This is a genomic window from Actinomycetota bacterium (assembly GCA_030650795.1).
GTDB lineage: Bacteria > Actinomycetota > Actinomycetes > S36-B12 > S36-B12 > UBA11398.
Window position 1 is genome coordinate 160,921 of record JAUSDJ010000031.1, and the last position, 21,361, is coordinate 182,281.

A 21,361-nucleotide genomic window follows, 5' to 3' on the forward strand; every position below is an offset into this window, starting at 1 on the left:
GGTGGTTGTGCAGACGTTCACGCAACGAGCCAAGGACTCCCTTGCTCGACGCACCCAACCCATCCGCGCTCAACTCACCCGGTCCTGGATCTTTCTTGGGCACGAATGCCTGGTGGTCATCCGCAATGGCCGCCGAAGCGAGATCGGATCCTTCGTGATCAGCGATGCAATTCTGGCGCAGATCACCCAGGCGTACGAGCTCTCAACGGTCATCGAGGCCGAGCCAGCAACGGCCGGGCCAAGTTGGAACAGCGCGGATCTGACAGCGCCGGTGTACGCCAAGTTGAATGCCCATCATGTCTTTCGTGACGGAGTCGAACTGCTTGCTCAGATCGCCCACTTCGCTGAGGTCTACGACCAGCAGATCCGCGGCATCATCAAAAGCCCGTATCGCATTGTGAATATTCGGGCCTGGAGCACCCTGCCTGATCGCGAGGATTTTGGTCCAACCGCCTGGCACACGGATGGCTTCGGCCTAGGTCATATGAAGGCGATGATCTACCTCCAGCCACTCGACACGGAGCACGGCGGAATTGCAATCCTCGGTCGTGATCTCATCAACGGATCAGCCGGCACCTGCGTCATCTTCGACAATTCAAGCCTGCGTCATCGCGGGCTGGCGAGCAGCACTACTGATCGACCAGTGATCGAGGTGACATTGCAGCGTTTGATGAAGCCACCTGCAAGCAAGGCCCCACTGGTGGGCACCAATAACGACCGGCATATGAAGAGACCCACGTATGCTTACAAGGCCGAGGTCCCGGGGATGCGTACGTGAACGATGGTGTCGCACATCAACTTGGGCGGGCCAGAAATCTGCTTCGAGAGCCAAGCCTGCTATTTGGGCATCCCAAATGGATCAATGGCCCAGCATCACTGCGATTCCGGGTGAAAAGACTGCTCACGCCTGCGCACAATCTGAATATCGGCAGCGGGCAGCGGCGCTGGCCGGGGTGGATCTGTCTTGATGAGTTCCATGACCTCGGCACGATCTCGATTGTCTTTGACGAACGATCTAAGTTCCCGGTGGCAAGCAATTCGATGTCCCTTGCCTACTCCTCCCATTTTCTCGAGCACATTGCCGACGAGGTAGTCGACCAAATCTTGCGCGAGACCTTCCGTTGCCTTCAAGTTGGTGATGGATTGCTCCTCAAGATTCCAGATTTCGATATGTTCCTGAATGCCTTTTGCGAAGGCAGGCATGAGGTGCTCGACTACATCGGATCTGAATCAGTGGCCTGGACTTGGGCCACTCATCAGGTAGAGGACACTCCAGCCAATCGCCTCTCCATGATGTTTTGCGGCTACATGAATGAGCAGTACGGCACGCACTTCATCGAGATTCAAGGTCCGCGGAGCTCCGGCAGTTATCACGGCCCGGTACCAATGAATCAAGACGAACTCAACGACCTGTTGCTGCATGCAACTTCGGCGCACGCCTTGGCGAAGCAACTTCGGGAGCGCTCGCTCGTGCTAGGAGAAGTCTTCCGATTCAATCACCAGAATGCTTGGGGTCGGGCAGAATTATTCGCGCTGTTGCGCGAGCACGGTTTTGAAGTTGAGGAACTCGATGATCTGGCCTTAGCCGGATTTGCAACGCGAATACCTGATCTTGATCAGTACCGGTCATGGAGCATCTACGTGTTTGCGCGCAAGCCAAAGCCCTGAATCAGGCCTACAGATTCACCCAACCGCGAGCGTTCTGACTCTGCGTGGAACCAAGCCGACCCTGGGTGTCGAGCAGCCGGGGGCTGGTCGCAAGCGCCTGCGGGATCAGATAGCAATCATGGGCTTGCAGCAGCACTGCGCAATCAGCCAAGGCTGCAGCTGCGGGAAGGTCAACAGCCTTCGGCACCATCACCTCGTCAACGATCCACTCCTCTACGTAGGGATCATGAAACGTCACAAGCGCACCTTGCCTGCGCAGCTCCTGAAGCACGGCGATCGATGGGCTCTCGCGCAAATCGGCAATATTGGCTTTATAGGTGATGCCCAATAGCAGAACCGATGCCCCAGCGAGTTCGATCGATTCCTGATTCAACAGTTCCTGCAGCCGATGCACGACGTAGTTGGGCATGCTCGCGTTGATCTCTTGAGCCAACTCGACAAATCGAAGACTCTGGCCCAGTTCGGTGCGCACCCGGTGGCCAAGGTAATTGGGATCAATGGGGATGCAGTGCCCACCGACGCCTGGGCCGGGCCGGAAGGCATGAAAGCCATAGGGCTTGGTCTCGGCGGCGGCAATGACATCCCAGAAGTCGATGCCCAGGAGATGGCTGACCTTGGCGAGCTCGTTGACCAAGGCAATGTTCACGTGGCGGTAGGTGTTCTCCAGCAGCTTGGCCATCTCAGCCTCTTTCAACCCCTTGGTGCGGACCACCTGCTCGGTCAAAGTCAGATAGAACTGCTCCGCCCGGTCCGCGCACTCAGTGCTGAAGCCACCGACAACCTTCGGTGTATTGCTGAAATTCCAGCGCCGATTGCCCGGATCAATCCGTTCCGGACTGAAGGCGAGCGAGAAGTCAACGGTTGCCTTAAACCCATTTCGCTCCAAGATCGGCTTCACGACCTCTTCAGTCGTACCGGGGTAGGTGGTGGATTCCAGCACCACCAATGGACGCTTGGCCGCATCGATATGACCAGCAATCATGGCCGTGGCGGCCTGAACAGCACGAAGATCTGGGCTGCCGTCGGCAGATAGCGGGGTTGGAACACAGATGATGAAAACATCAATGTCAGTCAGTTCATTGATGTCATTGGTGGGATGAAATCCTTGTCCGAGCCATTTCCCAACGAGGTCTGACGCAATGTCATCGACATGGGATTCTCCAGCCGCTAAGCCGACGACAACCGCCTCATTGACATCGAAGCCCACGACCTGGTGCCCAGCCTCAATGCAGGCGCCAATCAGCGGCAGCCCGACATAGCCAAGACCGAACACGGCAATTCGCTGACCCACCACTCGTCCCCCCGTTCCGGCCTTCTCAGGAAGAGCAGACTAGTGGGCCTCCTCAGCATGAGGTGACAAATCTCCACTTACTCTCACTTGATGGCTTCCGCAAAGGTCATGATCGTGCCCAACAGTTTGACATTGGCTTCGTCAAGCAGTCGCGCGGCGGACTCCAATTGCTTGCATGTGGTTCGCCCACGTCCCACAACGATCACCGCGCCATCGGCAATAGCGCCGATTACAGCAGCATCCGTACTCGACAGCAGCGGCGGAGCATTGATGATCACCAGATCCACTTGTGTTTTCAGATCAGCGAGCAGGAGCTCCATCTGCTCGGAGGCCAGAAGGGCAGTGGCATCGGCGAGATGAGGCCCGCGTGGAAGCACGCGCAGCGCGCCACGATGCCAAGTCAACTCGGCTTGACTCAAGGGCATAACTCCCGCGAGCACGTCGGGCAGCCCCACTTCAGAGTCAACGCCGAGATACGCCCCCAGTTTGGAATTATGCAAACACGCATCAATCAACATCACTGATCGTCCCGACTCAACAAAACTCATTGCAAGATTCACTGCTGTGGCAGTTTTACCCGAGCCAGGGTTTGCACTAGTGATCACCACTGCGGCCGGGAAAACCTTTGACTGCTGAAGAGCTGCCTGACCAAGCGCCCGCTTGAGATGCTGTTCGATCTCGGGGCGAGGGGTCATCAAGATCTGATTGAAGGACCTCGAGGTTGACGCAATATGACCAAGATTCTCCGTGCGAAGACACTCCTGCAGATCAGCCTGGGTCTGGATCGGCGCTTGACCGCGCAACCGTGCCGGCAATCGGCTCTTGAGGCTGAATCCGGGCGAATTGAACGCAGGCTCATTGAGCGCATCGTCCTGAGCGCCTGTCTCCATCGCATTGGCTACGAGTTGGCCTGCTTGAGCTATCGCGATGAAAGCCTCTGCCAGCGCTGTTGATGCATGGGCCACCTGATCAAGAGTTCCTCGATGATCAATATCCCCGTGACGATCCTCAATGTCGTCGTGCTGCGGATCCCAGGATGCGAGCATCCCTCGAGCTGCATCCATCTCAACCACAAGCCAACGAAGTCGATCGAGGGTGGAGTCCGGGAAAGGTTGCGCCCCTGGCGGTGTCGAACCGCTTGCAACAAATTGAGCGACCCACGTCGCCAATCGAGCGGCCTGGCGAATCGTGAAGGTGTCTTGCCGGCTTGCCGGATCCATCCGAGCAATCCAAGCTCTCTGAGTTCGATCAGCCGTCAGCAGCAAATCTGCTCGCTTCAGCAATGCCGGGGTGAGTTGCCGCGAATCGCCAATCGCTCCAGCAAGGCCAACGTAACTTGCTGCTTGCGGGCACATCGCGTCACCGACCGCGGCAAACGTACCAGCCCAACTCACGTGGACCGCAGGACGAAGCGCAACAAGGGCACTGCGCATCACGCTTGCAGCCAGCGGCGAACGGCAGACGTTCGCCGAACAAGCAACTAGCACCTCGAAGGATTCCTGCACACGCAATCTTCCCACTTGGCCGCTATGAGGATGCCAACCGCCCAGATTCTCCGCAGGTTACGAGGTCGGATATCAACGTGCTCATCCCCGTCCTCAACCCATTGTTCATTGAGAACGCCCGAAGCATCATGGATCCTGCTTGGCCGATTTCGTTTGAAATTCACGACTTTGTCCAAGCCGCACTTCCTCATCAATACTCCGCGGTCTACGCCTTGGATGTCCTGGAACACATTGAACCGCGCGATGAGTTCGATTTTCTCTCGAATTTGGTGGCCTCATTGGTGGACGATGGAATAGCGGTCATCGGCATGCCGAGCATTGAAAGCCAACCCCACGCGAATCCCGCCAGTCGTGACGGCCACGTCAATTGCAAGTCGGGGCCTGATTTGAAGGAATGCCTCCGGACTCACTTCCAGCAAGTCTTCGTTTTTTCTACGAACGATGAGGTGATCCACACGGGGTATCCCCCGATGGCCCACTATTTGCTGGCTCTTTGCGTCGGTCCTATTCGCACCTGTTGGCCAGTGCTGCCAGGACTCTAGAGGTTCATTGAGCATTCCTGAATGGAGCCTCTCCTCGATGGAATCCCCCGCATCTCACCTCGCACAGGCCCGAGCAAGCCCGCGTTGCTTGCGATGGCTGGGCATGTCGTGAGCCGCTTGGGTCTGCCCGCCACTGGGAGGAGCTGTGCGCGAATACATCGATCTACGCCTCCGCGGCTCGTTCGGTACTGCCACTTACGCGCAAATCTGAATCGTTGATTCGCCGGCACTAGTCCACGTCTGCCGCAAGCGAATTGGATGGTTTTTTCGTCACGTTCATGTCGCAACTACGTACCAATTCCTTCAAGGATCGGCCTTCCCCGTTAGCCTGCAAATAGAGCTCCCGATGGGCGCTTGGGCAAACATGCGTCGAGGAGAACTCAAATGAAGAGAACACAGAAATTAGCCGCAGCGATCACCGTTATGACTGCCATTCCGTTGGTAGGCCTAGCCCTAGCCATGCCAGCGAATGCCGCTCCAGCAGATCTGCTGGAGGCGGTAGGGGTTCCAGCAACTGGCCTCTGCACTGATGTCGTGGCACCAGCAGCGAACTTGGCCGGCGTGGCCAATGGCAGTTGGAGCAAGTCATGGGGAGTGTGGATCTCACCGACCCTTGGTGGTCCGGTGTGCGTTCGCACCCTTTGGTACAACAACTCCACACAGTTGTGGGATCGCCGCTAAACGTGCGGCTAGTACCACCTGCTTGAAAAGAATGCGGCCCCCCGAACTCAACTTGAGTTTCGGGGGGCTTTCTTTCTCATGGAGTCTTTCCTCCACAGTGACCGCTCCCCTGGCCTCCCAGCAGGCCTGCGCATGGCGCGCAAGCCGATGCTTCCTCGATGCCTGCGTGACTCCAACTAATGAGTCGGGAGTCCTGAGTCGCGGGGCGACTTAGGCGTGGGCGCTCAGGTCGAACTCGGTTTCATAGGCGATACTTCGCACATGTCTTGTCTGATTTGCTTCGGCTTGATCTGCAGTAGTAGTGCTCGTACGGATCTATCGTGATTGCAGACACCAGCAATCCGGTCCTGATTGCGCCCAACACTTACTGGGTCGGCGTCAATGACCATCCGCTGGGGCTTCAGTGCAACCCATATCTGATCCTTGACGGTGATGATGCTGTGTTGATCGATCCGGGGTCAGTCCTCGACTTCGAGTATGTGCGCGCCCAGGTGGAGAAGCTGATCCCAATCAGCAGCATCAGCACGATCGCACTGAGCCATCAGGACCCTGACCTCTGTTCAAGTGTGACGCTGTTCGAGCGCGCTGGGTTCGAGGGGCACATTGCCACGCACTGGCGGGCATCGGTTCTCCAGCGCTATTACGGCATCACCTCGCCGTTCTACCTGGTCAATGAGCATCAGTACGCGCTGACGCTGCGGTCGGGCAAGGTCATCGAATTCATCCCAACCCCTTACTTGCACTTCCCCGGTGCAGTAGCCACGTTCGATCCGCAGACCAGGGTCCTGTTCTCGGGGGATCTCTTCGGCGCCTTCTCGACCCACTGGTCCTTTCGCGCCGACAAGTCAACCTATATCGAGGGCATGAAAGCGTTCCACGAGCATTACATGCCCAGCAACGACAACATCCGGCCGGTGATGGAAATGCTGCTGGCGATGGACATCGACGTCATCGCGCCTCAGCATGGATCCATCATTGATGCCGACATCGCGGACTACATCGTTGCCCTCCGGGAGCTTGAGTGCGGCACGATGCTCAATCCGATACGGCACGAGCTTGCCGCCTCAGGCGGATTCACCAGCATCGTCGAGCAGGTGATCCGCAGGTTGCAAGGGCTCTACCAGGCGGACGAGGTGCTCGGCGTCGTGCAGCACATGGAGATGACGATTGATCCTGGAACCTTGACGATTGGGGAATTTTCCTACACCGGCGTGGAACTGTGGAATGCCCTGTTCCAGACCATGGCTGATGCGGGGAAGCAGTCCTGGCTGACGGCGGTTGAGCCATTGGTCCGCAAGCTCGCAGCCGAGTACGACATCGAGATGCCCCAGTACTACCTGAACGAGCGATCGACAACCCAGGTTCGCATCGACCAGCTTGCCCAAGAGATCGACAGTCTGCGCGCGCTCAATGTCCGCCTGGACACCACGCTGCGCGAATCGGAGGACAAGCTCACCAGATGCCCGCTGACAGGCCTTCGGAATGAGCGCTTCTTCACCGAATTCCTGCCGGCGAGCGTTGCGCAGGCCGAGGCCGCGGGCCAGGACCTCACCTTGGTCTATGTCGGAGCAGACCGCATCGCTGACGTGACCTATGCACGAGGCAAGCAGGCAGGCGATGAGGTCATCAAGAGCGTGGGTTACCTGCTTGAGCGGGGATTGGAGCGAAATGAGCAGCTGTTCCGCCTCGATGGCCCCAACTTCGTGCAGATGCTCATCGAGGTGTCCGGCGAGCGAGCCGTGCTGACCCGAGTCGAGCGCATCCGTCGCGAGGTTGCCATGTCCACGATCTCACTGGATCCCCTGACGGTCTCCATCGGGACGGTATCCCTAAGCGAGGCGCGCACCCATCAGCCAGACCCAGCCGAGCATGCATCGCTCATGGCCCGAACTGGACTGCTGCGTCTTCGTGTCGCGAGCAATCGCGGCGGCGACACCATCTGCTCGACATCGGACATCGAGCATCCGTCCACCTCGGCCGGAACGATTGTGATCGCCGACCCGGATCCGGTGAATATCGACGTGCTCACGACTGCGCTGCAGGCCATGAACTTCGAGACAATCGGTTGCTCAGATGGGCTTCAAGCGCTTCAGGCGATCGAGCATGGGTCCATCAGTGTCGTCATCGCCGAGGCGGTCTTGCCGAAACTCGATGGTTTCGCGTTGCGCGAGGCGCTGTCGTCGGCGTCTGCCTTCAGGGAGCTGCCGTTCCTCATGATGGGATACGAGAAGGACGCCGAGACAGTCGCTCGCGCCCAGAGCCTGGGGATCAACCACTTCTTCAAGAAGCCATACCTGCTGTCCGAACTGGTCGGCACTGTGCGTCTTGAGCAGCGACCGCGTCTGAGATGACAGCCCTAAGTGAGACTGCCGTACTGCTGCTAGCTGTCGCGTCGATGCTGGCGTGCGCGGCGGCGGTGCTGGCCACGGTGCTGGCCAAGGCATCGCGGACGCGCCGCATGCGCGTGCAGCGGCAGTTGGAGCACGAGATCTCGCGCCTTGAACCCGGGGATGCGTTCGCCGCTCCAAAGAGCCAAACTCGTGAGGTCCTTGCTGCCTACGTCGATGTGCGTCAGTCCGCGACCCTGTCCCCGCTGACGGTCGAGGGAGTGCGAGCATGGCTTGTTGACCAGGGCGTGGAGCGGGTACTGATCCGCAAACTCGGTTCGCGGCGTGCCATTCGGCGTGTTGAGGCGGCGACCGCGCTCGGCTACCTGCCCGGTGACTCGGTGCGGCAGGCTCTTGTCGATGCCCTGGGGCGTGAACAGCGCGACACTGTGCGGCTGCGGATCGCCGTTGCCCTGCATCAGGTGGACCCGGATGCGAGCGTGGCGATCCTCTTGGACAGCATCCTGAGCGCGAGCGAGTGGATTGCGGTTCGTGCCAAGGGCTTACTGTTGGAGGCAGGGCGATCGTTCTACCTCATTGCGCGCACCATGCTCGCGACCACAGAGACGCGTCTCACCGGCATCCTCATCGACTTCGCGGCCGTGTATCCCGCCACGGACCTGCGCGATTTCCTCGTTGCCCGCGTATGGTCGAAGGACGCGGACGTCTCCATTCACGCGGCCCAGGCATTGCGGGCTATGTATCCATCGATAATCGCGGACGAGCGTTACATGGATCACCCGCTCTGGCAGGTGCGGGCCAATGCCTATGGGGCCTTGGCCAGCACACCGAGCCGTCGAACTCTGGAGCGCCTCCTCGCGCGCACATCCGATATGGCTCAGGCGAGCTCCTGGGCGCGAGCGACTCCAGATTACGACCTGGAGTTCGCCGAGTTGCAGGTTGCGGCAGCCAATCTCCTGCGCACTCAGCCGAGCCTTCTGCCGACCGTTGCCGAGGCGTTCGTTTCCACTGACGTCCCCGAGTACCGGAGTGCCCTGGCGTCGCTGCTCTCCTCACGAATCCAGTACTACTTCATGCAACTGATTGGCCCCGACGCCGATGCCGCGCGCGCGATCGTGCGCGCGATCGTGGCCTCAGGCAGGAGCAGTGAGCTGATCGGCTTCTTGAATCGCAATCGCAATGTGGAGCTCGAGAACGAGGTCCTTGCATGCATCCAGCCCCTGCTTGAAGCAAGTCCGCAACTGGTGCAGGAGCTGGAGTGGTATCTCGCGCCGAGGATCCTGGACAAGATCGGCCTCGAAGAGCGCAGTCGCGCCACACCGCCAAGAGTGGAGCAACGCGTCAAGTCGAAGATCGTGCGGATGTACGCCCTGCTGGTCGTTGCGCTGCTGGCCTTCCCACTTGCGTTCTGGCTGCTCAACCGCTCGGAGTTCGGTGTGCTCTCTCCACTGGACCTGCTGCGCGAGTACGTGACCGCGTGGAACTCGGCTCTGCTGGTGTACATCGCTGCGCTGCAGGTGGCGACTCTCGCCATCCTGGTCTTCGCCGTCATCGGCGTGCGTGCGCAAGCCAGATCCTGGCGGGCCAAGCCGTACTCGCTGCTGTTTCGTCCCAAGGTGCTGCCGTCAGTCTCGATCGTGGCCCCAGCCTTCAATGAGGAGTCGACGATCGTTGAGAGCGCGAGTTCCCTGCTGGGCATCCAGTATCCCGATTTTGAGCTAATCATCGTGAATGACGGTTCCCGCGATGCCACCATGGAGCGACTCATCGAGCACTTCGAGCTCGAGAAGGTGGATCGCACGATCCCAACGACCCTGGCGACCAAGGCCGTGCGCGGCATCTACGCCAGTCCCGCGGTCCCGCAGCTGCTCGTGGTTGACAAAGACAATGGAGGCAAGGCCGACTCCCTGAATGCTGGGATCAACATGAGTACCAAGGAGTACTTTTGCGGCATCGATGCAGACTCGCTGCTCGAGTCCGACTCGATGCTCAAGGTCGCTGCTGGGTGCCTGGATTCGGTCGACGAGATGGTGGCCGCGGGCGGGAACGTGTTCCCGATCAACGGCTGTACGGTCGAGCGCGGCGCCCTTGTCAAGGTCGGCCTGGCACGCTCGCCATTGGCGCGGTTCCAGACCATCGAGTACATCCGGGCCTTCATGGCAGGTCGCGTCGGCTGGGCCTATGTGAAGTCGCTCTTGATCATCTCGGGGGCCTTTGGGCTGTTCCGCAAGGAGCGCGTGATCCAGGCGGGCGGGTACTTGACCGAATCGGGTCCTTACCGCCAGGACACCGTCGGTGAGGACATGGAATTGGTCGTCCGCCTGCGACGCGAGATGATCGAGTCGGGTATCCCCCACCAGATCAACTACGCCTACAACGCAAACTGCTGGACCGAGGTGCCCGAGACCATCTCTACGCTGCATCGTCAGCGCGACCGCTGGCAGCGCGGACTGGTCGACATACAGTTCCTGCACCGCAGGCTGCTGCTGAACCCGAGATACAAGTCCACCGGTCTTATCGGGATGCCGTACTACTTCGTGTTCGAGCTGTTTGGCCCGTTGATTGAGGCGCAGGGGTACATCATGCTCATCCTCGCGGCAATCACTGGGCTGCTTGAGCCGGCAATGGCGATTGCGCTGTTCACGACGATCGTGCTCTGGGGAATCCTCGTCTCGACCCTGTCGCTGTACATCGCGGAACTCCAAACCAGCTATTTCACTCGACGCGAGATCGCCACCATGCTCTGGTACGCAGTCCTGGAGAATTTTGGCTTCCGGCAGCTCGCGAGCCTGTGGCGCGTCTCGGGGTTCTTCAGTTCACTGCGCCGACCACGAGGGTGGGGTGAGATGCGCCGCAAGGGGTTTGCAGTTGCCGCCCAGTGAGCGACAGTCGAGCTTTGGTGAGTGCTTCGTGTGCGATGTATGGACAGATCGGAAGTGGCGAGGGTCAGCACCCTGTAATCAACGGGACATTATTTGCACTAGACGCTCCGCAGTGGTTTCCAGGCCCCACCGCTCAACTGCAGTCTTCCTTGCGGCCTGGGCGACCCGATCATGGATCGGCGAAGGTAGTGCGACGATTTCTCGCATCTTCGTGGCGAGATCTCGAACGTCGCCAACACGAAAGCGCGTGAGATGGGCTTGCGCTGTTGGATAGTTTTCGGATAGTCCCATTGCGACCTCAGCCAGTCCGGCATGAAACGCGACCAATGGAGGCGAACCGCACGCTGCCGCTTCCGCGGCAACCAAGCCGAAGGCCTCGGGAAGCACCGACGGCACGACGCTGACTGTCGCCAAGGGCCACAGATGCGCAAGATGACGGTGACCCAGGGGTCCAGTGAACAGGACAGATGATCCGCACTCTGCCTCAAGTTCCTCGCGAAGCGGCCCGAAGCCCGCAATGACAGCCCGCGCTGGAACATCGAGAAGGGCTCGCATCAGCAGGTCAACACCTTTTTCTTTGCTTAGCTTTCCCACGTACACAACCGTTGGTTGCTGGTCGGAAAGGAACGCAGTGAGACGGTCGGCGTTACCAGGATCGGGTAAGCGGTAGTTGGATCGATTGCTGTTTGGCGGGTCCAACTGACATTGAGCAATCAACGATGTTAACGCCTCATCCGGGCTCTGCGGATGAAGTCGCTGGGTGTCGACTCCGGGCGCCACCACATGCACGTTGTGTTCGTAGTCGCCAGGACCAACGACCTCGCGCAGCCGGTGAACGATATGTAATGATCCCGCAATAACCGCGTGGGCTTGGCGTAGTGACGCAACGGCCCACTGGATGAGTTCCGGGTTGCCGCTCATGGCGAATTCAAGTTCAGATCCGTGGACCATCACAGCGAAAGGCAACCCAGACGCCGCACCCACGGGAGCCCCCATTAGCAGATGGTTGGTGATCAGGAAATCGGCCGGACCTTGAAGCCTGATCACCTCCGCAGCTTGTTGGACGAAGTGTTCGCGCTCCTCAGAGGCGAAATCCTGGAGGAGCCGCGGCGTCATGTCGGAGTACTGATCGAGGACAAACACCGGAAGGTCGCCATCCATCGGTGGGCGCACCGCGCGTGCTCCGCCGAGGTCGAACCGAGCCGGATCCGCGTCCTGACTCAAAACGGTCACGTCATGACCCTGGCTGCTCAGCTCACGGGCAATCGATTGGGTGAAAATGTTCGAACCCGTGCCATCCAGCAAATAGCCATGCCAGATCAAAATCCTCACTGAACGAGCCCCCTAACATCACGCCCGAGCGGGTTGGGGCTACCTGCACCGTAGCCCCCATTTCAAAGTTTTTGACTTTGCTCCGGCTTCCCGGACACCGATGAGCAGGACACGATGGGGTTTCGGAAGGAGAACGTACCCCTGTGAATACTCCGTTGGAGTTGCGCCGTAGGTCGCGGGTGTAGGCGAAGTACTCGCATTGGTCTCAAGCGCGAGGAACGACTGATGCATACTCGCGCAATCGTGAAAGCCTACGCGGATCTGGTCAACCAGAATTTCGGTGGCGTGATCAACAAAGACAACCCGTCCGGAAACCGGGAGATAGTCAGGCTCCTAATTTGAGTGGCTAGTTCTGGCAGACCTTTTCGATGGCTTTTATCCCCTCAATATCGCCGCTTCCGATCTGCCGATCGACCGGCAAATTGGTATCTAGGTACCTGAACATGACATTGCTGGGATCGTCGCTGTCTGCAAGACCCAGTGCGTGGCCAAGTTCATGCATGAAGAGCAATCGACGGTCGAAACTGTTTGTTCTGACTAGATAGTCCGTGCTGACTGCGATATAGCCATTGACGATCTCCTTGCTGCCTGCAAACACTCGACTTGGCGATCCATACCCGACGACGTTCTTTGTGATGATCGACGATTTCGAGTCGGGAACAAAGTACACGGCAATATTGCGACTAATGTCCTTGACGGGCTTGACCGTGGTGGTCGCATCGTTGTAGGAGACCGCTAGTTCTCCACCATCGGCAAAGGTCAGCCCCGATGCCTTCGCCCAAGCATCGAAGGCCGCCCCAAGGTCGGGGCGCACGACGGCTGCCTGTTTAGGTGTCAGGTTCGACGTGTCCGTCGTCCACGAGATGGGAGCCGAGCAGGTGGCCCAACCACTGCCAGCGAATGCCGCATCGGTGTAGATGGAGCCCACACGGGTTGTCCCCCACGCAAGCACGCTCGTGGCTGCGACGGCTGCAATCGTGCACAACACGGTTATCAATGGGCGCCGCCGATAGGTGAGACGGTAGTGGCGTTCGTATTTGAACCATGTCCGCCGGCGAGTAATACCGTCATCGAAATAGTCACGCGCACGGCGCAATGGGTGACTCGGATTCCTCCGCTCGTGGCCCAGCGGTGACTCAGACATCTCGCCTCCTCAAGGTCAGGCTACGCCACTGCATGAGTTCAAATCTGGATCTTTGCCGCAAAGTGGCTCGGACGGTGTTGAGCACCTGCATTTAGGAGATTAGCAATGCGAGCGGGACGAGGAGTTCTCCGTCTTGCGCGAACTGGGCGTGGCAAGCAGCCCTCATATCGACACGACGAAGTACTTCGGTATCGCCTTACCGAGATTGGGCTTCCTTGACGAGGGAGAATTGCCGCGTCAATTGTCCAGATCGTGGACGATGCTCAAGATTGCCGTCACATGGCGATGGCTGTAGAAATTCGAAGTCGTACGGGGGCAATTGGTCGGCGAATCAGCTGACGCTATTCATGGATTTTGGCAGGCAGTTGAGCGAATACGGCGACCGAAGACTGCGTCCGCATGCTGCGTACCACCAGGTGCGTGGACACTCGTGACGCCTAGGTCCATTTCGGACATTGCTCTGTGCCGCAGTCCATTGAGTCATCATTCTGACTAGCATGAGTGGCCTACTGATTAGCTTAATTTGGAGGCCACCATGTGCGTCATGTTCCACGCGCTTCTGATGAGTCGCACGTCACGGAGCTGTTGACGATCATGCAACGCGGGAGCGGAGGCGGGCTCTATGACCCGTCGGAGAAGCCCGTCGAACTTGACGATGGAGTCTGGTGGGTCGGAGTGCGGCTTTTCGACAACACTTTCCAATGTCATGCGTACCTCATTGAAAACGGCACGGATTCGGTGCTGATCGACCCGGGTTCCAATGTCACGATTGATGGTGTCCTGGCGAAGGTTCGACAAGTCATGCCACTGGAGAACATCAAATATCTCGTGTGTCATCACGCCGACCCGGACGTGTGCTCATCACTGCACGATCTGACTGGCATTCTCAAGCGTGACGACGTCCAGGTCATCACTGAGTGGCGAGCACGGGAATTACTTGACCATTACGGTCACCGGTTTCCGTACTACCTGCTTGAGGACCACGCTTGGCGCCTTCCGCTCGCAGGCGATCGCGAACTCCAGTTCCAACTCACCCCGTACCTACATTTTCCCGGAGCTTTCGTAAGTTTCGACACGCACACCCGTACCCTCTTCTCGGCTGATCTGTTCGGCGGCTTCGTTCCGGATTCCAATATTCTCATCGGGACCGATCTTGAATACATTCTCGAGGCGGCTCGCCCATTCCATCAGCACTACATGCCGAGCCGTCAACTGCTTGAATTGGGGCTCACTCGCATCCAGCAGCACTGGCCAAACATTGCTCGCATAGCGCCGCAGCATGGGCACGTCATCGAAGGCGAACTCGTGCAGCCGGCCTTCGAGGGGCTCAAGCAGTTGGAGTGCGGAATCTTTACTCTCTCCGACGCGGATCTTGATCTTCAACACCTCATGCGCCTGAGCGAAAGCAGGGCGCACATCCTGCAAGCACTGCTCGAAGCACATTCCCCCAGGGATCTCGTTGCACACATCAACCGAATCCTTCATGACATTCAAATTGCTGCTCAAGTCGTCCTTCGGCTCTTCCTGCCAGACGAACGCCAGTGGGTGGAATGGGGGGTCGAGGGCGCCAAGACAGTGCACAGTGGGACGCATCGAGGTTGGACCACGATCCCGCTAGACGGCATGCCTAAGGCGAATCTCCTAGTAAGCGGGCGCGACGGTGACCCGCTCGACAAAGACTTCACATCGATGCTGGATGCGATGGCGGCAATCATTCGCCCAACGGTCGAGCAGTATCTGGCCGAGCGGCGACTCCACCAAGAGGCTGAGACCGACCAGTTGACGGGGTTGGGAAATCGTCGAGCGCTGGAACTGGTCATCCCGGCGGATCGCTACTGTGTCGTGGCAATGGACGTGGATCACTTCAAGCGAGTCAACGACGAATTCGGGCATCCGACTGGGGATCGAGTGCTGCAAAGGGTTTCCGCGGCTGTTCGCAATACGGCCCGATCCGGGGATGGGGTATTTCGCACTGGAGGTGAGGAGTTCCTTGTCTATTTGCCTAGGGCGACAAAGGAAGCGGCTTTTCGCGCGGCCGAGCGCATTCGCGCTGCTGTGTCATCCCTCGATCTCACAGGTGAGGCTCCTGGAGGCCACGTCACTCTCAGCGCTGGCATCGCCGAACTTGAGCGCAGTGATGCCGGTCGCCTCGACGACGTCATGTTGCATGCAGACGAGGCGCTCTATCGAGCCAAGCGTGGAGGACGCAACCAAATATCGGTCTACCCGACCACGACGCCGAACTGATAGTTGAGACGGCAATGCGCCGCAGAACCTTCCGCTCCGAATCTCATGCCGCACGCGTGAGGACCTTGGCCGAAAGCACGGCTTTACCAGCGGGTATTGGCTGATCGCACAGCGAAATTTTGGTGATCGCAATTTCGAGTCCAACTAAGTGGGTTCAGTTCAGTTTCTGCGCTGGGGCCTTCAATATGCAAGCAGCGTCAGCTAGCAGTAAGACGCTCAGCCGAGTCAACAACATTGGCCAGCAGCATGGCTCGCGTCATGGGGCCGACGCCGCCCGGATTTGGCGCAAAGAAGTCAGCGACTTCCATGACATCAGGATGAATGTCGCCAACAAGACCTGCATCGGTGCGGGTGATGCCAACGTCTAACACCGTAGCTCCCGTGCGAACGAGATCGGGAGTGATCATGTGTGGTACGCCAGCTGCCGCAACGATGATGTCGGCCTGACGAAGAAAGGCGCCAACTTCACGCGTTCCCGTATGACAAAGGGTCACCGTTGAGTTCTCCGAACGACGAGTCAGCAGCAGGCCAAGCGGACGACCCACCGTGATGCCACGGCCAACGACAACAACATGCGCGCCTTCAATTTCGACCGCATACGTGCGAAGCAACTCAACGATGCCGCGTGGAGTGCAGGGCAGCGGTGCGGCAACTCCTAGAACGAGGCGGCCAAGGCTCATCGGGTGCAAACCATCGGCATCCTTCAGCGGATCCATCAGCTCAAGCACGCGATTGGCGTCCAGATGCTTGGGCAGCGGCAACTGCACGATGTAGCCTGTCACAGCTGGATCCAAGTTCAGCCGAAGGATTTCCGACTCCAGCTCAGCCTGCGTAGTTGAGGCAGGAAGGTCAACGCGGACCGAGGCGATGCCCACTTCCTGGCAATCTCGGTGCTTGCCGCGCACATATGTCTGACTGCCTGGATCATCACCCACGAGAACAGTGCCTAACCCAGGAGTGATCCCACGGGCGCGCAGAGCATCGACCCGTATCTTCAGTTCGCCTTTGATTCGTGCCGAGGTTGCCTTGCCATCCAGTATCTGTGCGGTCACGGGGCGATCCTCTCACTCAGCAATGCCCTACGACGCGGCCCACGTCCACAGCACAGCCACAAGTGCTGTCGCCCGCACTTCGATCTTTCTAGCCTCCACAAATGATCCGGGAACTCCAAGATTGCCCAATTGCAAGTCCACCAACAAAGGTATACTTTCTATACCCCAGAGCCGGGTTTCTGGGATGAATCTGAGATTTGAGTTCGACGCGGTCAAGAGCAAGCGCAACAAATTCAAGCACGGGATCGATTTCGTCGAAGCGCAAGAGCTATGGGAGGACGACAATCTCATTGCGAGTGTGACGGACTTCGAAGGCGAGGTCCGATTCACCGTAATCGGAGTCGCGGATAGCCGCCATTGGACGGCGGTCATCACCTACCGCCACGCAGCAGTTCGCATCATCTCGGTGCGCAGAGCAAGAAGACAGGAGGTAGAAGCATATGAAGCCCAAGCGCATCACGGCTGAAGAATTTGATGCCAAATTTGACGCCGGTGAGGACATCAGTGAATACGTTGATTGGTCAAAGGCTACGCATCCCATGCGTGAGATTCACCGAGTCAACGTCGACTTCCCAAAATGGGTGGTCTTCGCCATGGATCGTGAATCAGCACGCCTGGGCATCACCCGCCAGTCCCTGATCAAAATGTGGATCGCCGAGCGAGTCGACCAGTTGCCTTCTATTCAAGCGCTCAATCAGAGCGCCATGGAGCGCCCAGAAAAGCGGACCAAGGACTAACACCAACTGATGCGCCCAACTACTGCGCCCCCACGGGCGAGCGCGGTTCGAGGCCGCAACGGCCACCGAGACAAAGGCCAGCAGCACGCCCAGCACCAACCCAATTGTCACCTCAGCGCCACCAACAGGGGCAAAGATGTCCAGGGTCATTGATCCGATCAGTTGGCCTGAGATGCTCAACAGCGCAAAGAGCAGCACGCCGACCAAGGGAACAGTGAAGGCACTGATGGTGATGAAGGCAATACCGATCAGCCCGCCGAGGTAGGCCCACCATGGCGCGTTCAAGAAACCGCCCACCCCGTTGCCCAACACCAGCCAGCCGAATCCCAAGGCAGCGCCCAACACCAGCCAGCCGAAGACGAAGTTCAAGAAAGTCGCGGAGAGCGGCACACCAGTGGAGGTCGACACTCTGCCGTTGTAAGCCGCTTGCACAGAGAACATCAAGCCGCCGATGAAAGCCATCACCACGGGCAAGACCGGAATCGCCCCATTCCCCATTCGTTGGCCTACTGCCAACGTGACCGCGACAATCGCAATGAAAGCCGAGATCACTCGACGCACGGTGATCGGCTGAATTCCGGCCGGTCCCAGGCCCAGCCGATCAACGAGCAGCGAGCTTGAACTCTGTCCAGCCACAACCGCGATGGTGAATACCGCGACGCCGACCAGCGGGACAGCGCCAGCCTGCACAGCAACGAAGAAGCCACCCAAGATGCCGCCCAAGATCTGCCACCAACGCAGTGCTCCGGCGCGAATGAGTGAGGGAATGCGGGTAACTCCTGAGCGAACCCGCGTTGAGAAGACCAAGGACATGACAATGAGCCCCGAAGTGAAACTCCACGAGGCAGCACCGAGGCTATTTTCCATGTCGTGCGAAAGCTCGCCATTCATCCGCGCTTGCAGCGAGGTCAAGGCACCCACAATCACCGAGATCGTCGCCGGAATTGCGATCGGAAACCGCGGATGAATCAGCCTCGTCAGTGGAAGAAGTGCCGTGTACCCGTGAGATACAAGGTCACGCCGGCAGCGGCGCATACCGCAATGACCTCTTCATCGCGGATCGAACCGCCCGGCTGAACGATCGCCGAGACACCGGCCGCAATCAACAACTCAGGACCATCAGCGAAGGGGAAGAAGGCGTCAGAGGCGGCAACCGAGCCAGCCGCACGATCACCGGCACGTGAAATTGCAAGAACGCATGAATCCACCCGATTGACCTGACCCATGCCAACGCCGACTGCTGCGCCATCTGATGCCAGCAGGATTGCATTGGACTTCACTGAACGAACAGAACGCCAAGCGAAGGCGAGATCGGCAAGAGTCGAAGCAGACGCGGGCGAGCCCGCAGCCAGAGTCCAGGACGCAGGATCATCGCCATCAGCATCAATGGAATCTGTTACCTGAATAAGTGCGCCCCCCGAGATCGGTCGCAGCTCAGTTGAAGCGCCAGTAACAGGTGCTGGCACAGACAACACGCGCAGGTTCTTTTTTGCGGAAAAGAACTCAAGTGCTTCAGAAGTGAACGAAGGAGCTACGACAACTTCGGTGAAGACATCGCCCATTGCCTCTGCCATTTCCAGAGTCACCTCACCGTTCGCAGCAACGACTCCGCCGTAGGCCGAAACCGGATCCGTGGCAAAGGCACGCTTGTATGCAGCCGCAATCGACGAGCCAATTGCGATGCCGCAGGGATTGGCATGCTTGATGATCGCAACACAAGGCGAGGCATGGTCGAATGCTGCACGTCGAGCAGCATCAGCATCGACGTAGTTGTTGTAGCTCATCTCCTTGCCCTGGTATTGCACGCCTGAAGCAAGACCGGGAGCACCAAGAGACGACACATAGACAGCAGCCGACTGGTGCGGATTTTCGCCGTAACGCAGCACTGAGCCCAAGGTCCACGACGCACCAGCCCACACCGGGAAGCCAGAAGCAGAGGGCGAAACCACTGAGCCGAGCCATGAGGCAACGGCTATGTCATATGAAGCGGTGTGCGAAAAAGCATCGCGAGCCAAGGCCGCACGTGCAGAAAGATCAAAGCCGCCATCAGCAACCGCAGCAAGCACAGATGAATAAAACGAAGGCGATGTCACGATCGCAACGTTCGCGTAGTTCTTTGCAGAAGCACGCACCATCGTCGGTCCGCCAATGTCGATCTGCTCAACGCACTCGTCAACCGAAGCGCCCGAGGCAACGGTCTCGGTGAACGGATACAGATTGACGATCACCAGCTCGAATGGGGCGATGCCCAACTCTGCCAACTGCGAAACGTGCGACTCCTTGCGCAGATCAGCCAGCAACCCACCGTGCACATGTGGATGCAGAGTCTTCACACGACCATCGAGGCACTCAGGAAAACCAGTGATCGAATCGACCGGTGTCACAGGCACGCCCGCTGCAGCGATGACCCCAGCAGTGGAACCCGTTGACACAATCTCGACCCCAGCAGCATGAAGTCCGCGAGCCAGTTCCTCCAGCCCTGTCTTGTCATAGACCGACACCAATGCCCGACGAACAGGGATCCCCCCAACGATCGTTGGCGACGAGGGTGTGGATGCAGCAGCACTCATGATCAAGCTCCGTTCGGATGGTTGTGCAGATTGCCAGTGGCCAAGAATCGAAGAAGCACCTCAACCAGCAGCGAGCGCTCCTGGGTCTTTATGCGTTCGTGTAGAGAGGACTCATCATCGGTGGGAAGAATCGAAACTGCGCGCTGAGCGATGATCTCGCCGGTGTCTACCCCCGCATCAACGAAGTGCACCGTGCAACCGGTAACCGTGACGCCATAGGCCAGCGCATCGCGCACCCCGTGCGCACCAGGAAAGGACGGCAGCAATGCCGGATGGGTGTTGATGATCTGCCGGGGAAAGCGCGAAAGAACCGAAGGCCCAATCAGCCGCATGAAACCGGCCGAGACAATCAAGTCAGGCGAAAGGGCGACAAGCTCGGCTTCTAGAGCCTCATTCCACTCATCACGCGATGTGAAGTCGGCGGGACTGACACAAAAGGTGGGCACCCGAGATGCACGCGCCCGCACCAAGGCCCCACAGTCAGGCACATCAGAGCCAACGCCAGCGATATTGGGTCCGACAAAGGAGGAGTCAAGGAGGGCTTGCAGAAGGGTTCCGGATCCGGATGCTAGCACCACAATCCGGGAATCCACGACGAAATCCTAGTGGCACAGACCCAAGCTCAATGCCGTCTGGAACGAGCGATGGGTCACGTCAGCGAACTGATGTGACCCATCGAAGAAGTGCTCAATCCTTAGCGGACGAAAACCTTCACGTAGAACGTGTCACCGGTCTTGGGGTTGACCAAGGCCACGATGTACATACCAGGCTTGCCAGCACGGAAGGTCGGCACTTGAACAACGCCATCAGCTCCGGAGGAGGCAACACCGAGGTCGTAGTACTTGCCGTCGATCTTGAGCTTGATCTGGTAGGTCTCGCCCTTAGGCACGGATATCAGCAACTTGACGGGTGCTCCCGCACGCACCTTGAACTTGGGGGCACCGCCGATCTTGTTGACAGAGGGATCGTCAACCAAGGTTGGCTTTGTCCTCAGCGCAGTTGCTGCCGAGACGAGCACAACGCCTGTCCTGGCGCCACCGACTGGCTCCGCTGACGGCGGATTCGTTGCAGAAGCCGAAGGCGTCGGCGTCGGCGTTGCAGAAGCCGAAGGAGTCGGAGTCGGAGTCGGAGTCGGTGTGGGCGTCGGCGTTGCAGTCGGCGTGGGACATGCCGGCTGTCCGTAGCCGCCACAATCTGCGGCCCATGCCTGGGGAGTCACCAGCCCCATACTCAGCACGATCGCACCTGCTGCTGCCACTGTTGAGACCTTGCGCGAGATGGACATCAAACCCCCTGAAGAAACGTAGGTTCACGAACTTTTGCGTACTGTACCGCAGAGAAACCTCTGCTTTTCACGATTGA

Annotated in this window: 17 protein-coding genes and 1 pseudogene; 9 read left to right on the forward strand and 9 right to left on the reverse strand. The window is 58.7% G+C overall.

Going from position 1 to position 21,361, the window contains the following annotated elements:
- The first annotated feature begins 7 nt into the window (after window positions 1-7).
- On the forward strand, window positions 8-778 hold the full coding sequence (locus Q7L55_10135) for a hypothetical protein (protein MDO8732909.1): 771 nt from the start codon (window positions 8-10) through the stop codon (window positions 776-778).
- Window positions 775-1,668, forward strand: coding sequence for a hypothetical protein (locus Q7L55_10140; GenBank protein ID MDO8732910.1), 894 nt, complete (start codon window positions 775-777; stop codon window positions 1,666-1,668). Before Q7L55_10135 ends, Q7L55_10140 begins: the two co-directional genes overlap by 4 nt.
- A 7-nt stretch (window positions 1,669-1,675) precedes the next feature.
- On the opposite strand, the gene Q7L55_10145 is transcribed toward Q7L55_10140, so the two are convergent.
- Window positions 1,676-2,962, reverse strand: a complete 1,287-nt coding sequence (locus Q7L55_10145; protein MDO8732911.1) for a nucleotide sugar dehydrogenase — start codon at window positions 2,960-2,962, stop codon at window positions 1,676-1,678.
- 80 nt (window positions 2,963-3,042) lie between these two features.
- Window positions 3,043-4,479, reverse strand: coding sequence for an AAA family ATPase (locus Q7L55_10150; protein MDO8732912.1), 1,437 nt, complete (start codon window positions 4,477-4,479; stop codon window positions 3,043-3,045).
- Window positions 4,480-4,541: 62 nt separating this feature from the next.
- On the opposite strand from Q7L55_10150, the gene Q7L55_10155 reads away from it, so the two are divergent.
- From Q7L55_10155 to Q7L55_10170, 4 genes are all read left to right on the forward strand, one after another.
- Window positions 4,542-5,006: a methyltransferase type 12 gene (locus Q7L55_10155; protein MDO8732913.1), complete on the forward strand. Its 465-nt coding sequence runs from the start codon at window positions 4,542-4,544 to the stop codon at window positions 5,004-5,006.
- A gap of 384 nt (window positions 5,007-5,390) precedes the next feature.
- Window positions 5,391-5,687: a hypothetical protein gene (locus Q7L55_10160; GenBank protein ID MDO8732914.1), complete on the forward strand. Its 297-nt coding sequence runs from the start codon at window positions 5,391-5,393 to the stop codon at window positions 5,685-5,687.
- Window positions 5,688-6,007: 320 nt separating this feature from the next.
- Complete coding sequence (locus Q7L55_10165; protein ID MDO8732915.1) at window positions 6,008-8,038, forward strand: diguanylate cyclase; 2,031 nt, start codon at window positions 6,008-6,010, stop codon at window positions 8,036-8,038.
- Window positions 8,035-10,917: a glycosyltransferase gene (locus Q7L55_10170; GenBank protein MDO8732916.1), complete on the forward strand. Its 2,883-nt coding sequence runs from the start codon at window positions 8,035-8,037 to the stop codon at window positions 10,915-10,917. Before Q7L55_10165 ends, Q7L55_10170 begins: the two co-directional genes overlap by 4 nt.
- 78 nt (window positions 10,918-10,995) lie before the next feature.
- On the opposite strand, the gene Q7L55_10175 is transcribed toward Q7L55_10170, so the two are convergent.
- Both Q7L55_10175 and Q7L55_10180 read right to left on the reverse strand, forming a co-directional pair.
- Window positions 10,996-12,249 carry a glycosyltransferase family 4 protein gene (locus tag Q7L55_10175; protein ID MDO8732917.1) on the reverse strand — a complete coding sequence of 418 codons (1,254 nt, stop codon included), beginning with the start codon at window positions 12,247-12,249 and terminating at the stop codon, window positions 10,996-10,998.
- Between the two features lie 346 nt (window positions 12,250-12,595).
- On the reverse strand, window positions 12,596-13,393 hold the full coding sequence (locus Q7L55_10180) for a matrixin family metalloprotease (protein MDO8732918.1): 798 nt from the start codon (window positions 13,391-13,393) through the stop codon (window positions 12,596-12,598).
- Between the two features lie 594 nt (window positions 13,394-13,987).
- Between Q7L55_10180 and Q7L55_10185 the strand changes: the two genes are divergently transcribed.
- Window positions 13,988-15,640, forward strand: coding sequence for a diguanylate cyclase (locus Q7L55_10185; GenBank protein ID MDO8732919.1), 1,653 nt, complete (start codon window positions 13,988-13,990; stop codon window positions 15,638-15,640).
- Window positions 15,641-15,837: 197 nt separating this feature from the next.
- On the opposite strand, the gene Q7L55_10190 is transcribed toward Q7L55_10185, so the two are convergent.
- A complete protein-coding gene (locus Q7L55_10190; GenBank protein ID MDO8732920.1) occupies window positions 15,838-16,692 on the reverse strand; it encodes a bifunctional methylenetetrahydrofolate dehydrogenase/methenyltetrahydrofolate cyclohydrolase in 855 nt (284 codons plus the stop codon).
- Between the two features lie 184 nt (window positions 16,693-16,876).
- Between Q7L55_10190 and Q7L55_10195 the strand changes: the two genes are divergently transcribed.
- Together Q7L55_10195 and Q7L55_10200 are read left to right on the forward strand one after the other, a co-directional pair.
- The gene (locus Q7L55_10195; GenBank protein MDO8732921.1) at window positions 16,877-17,158 is read left to right on the forward strand and encodes a BrnT family toxin; all 282 of its coding nucleotides are present in this window, start codon (window positions 16,877-16,879) and stop codon (window positions 17,156-17,158) included.
- A complete protein-coding gene (locus Q7L55_10200) occupies window positions 17,148-17,429 on the forward strand; it encodes a CopG family transcriptional regulator (GenBank protein MDO8732922.1) in 282 nt (93 codons plus the stop codon). Before Q7L55_10195 ends, Q7L55_10200 begins: the two co-directional genes overlap by 11 nt.
- 75 nt (window positions 17,430-17,504) lie before the next feature.
- On the opposite strand, the pseudogene Q7L55_10205 reads toward Q7L55_10200, so the two are convergent.
- From Q7L55_10205 to Q7L55_10220, 4 genes and pseudogenes are all read right to left on the reverse strand, one after another.
- Window positions 17,505-18,464: pseudogene (locus Q7L55_10205) on the reverse strand (DMT family transporter).
- Window positions 18,407-19,999, reverse strand: a complete 1,593-nt coding sequence (gene purH, locus Q7L55_10210) for a bifunctional phosphoribosylaminoimidazolecarboxamide formyltransferase/IMP cyclohydrolase (GenBank protein ID MDO8732923.1) — start codon at window positions 19,997-19,999, stop codon at window positions 18,407-18,409. The pseudogene Q7L55_10205 and the gene purH overlap by 58 nt, the downstream one beginning before the upstream one ends.
- A gap of 2 nt (window positions 20,000-20,001) precedes the next feature.
- Window positions 20,002-20,592: a phosphoribosylglycinamide formyltransferase gene (purN, locus tag Q7L55_10215; GenBank protein MDO8732924.1), complete on the reverse strand. Its 591-nt coding sequence runs from the start codon at window positions 20,590-20,592 to the stop codon at window positions 20,002-20,004.
- 101 nt (window positions 20,593-20,693) lie between these two features.
- Window positions 20,694-21,284: a hypothetical protein gene (locus Q7L55_10220; protein MDO8732925.1), complete on the reverse strand. Its 591-nt coding sequence runs from the start codon at window positions 21,282-21,284 to the stop codon at window positions 20,694-20,696.
- Window positions 21,285-21,361 lie beyond the last annotated feature (77 nt).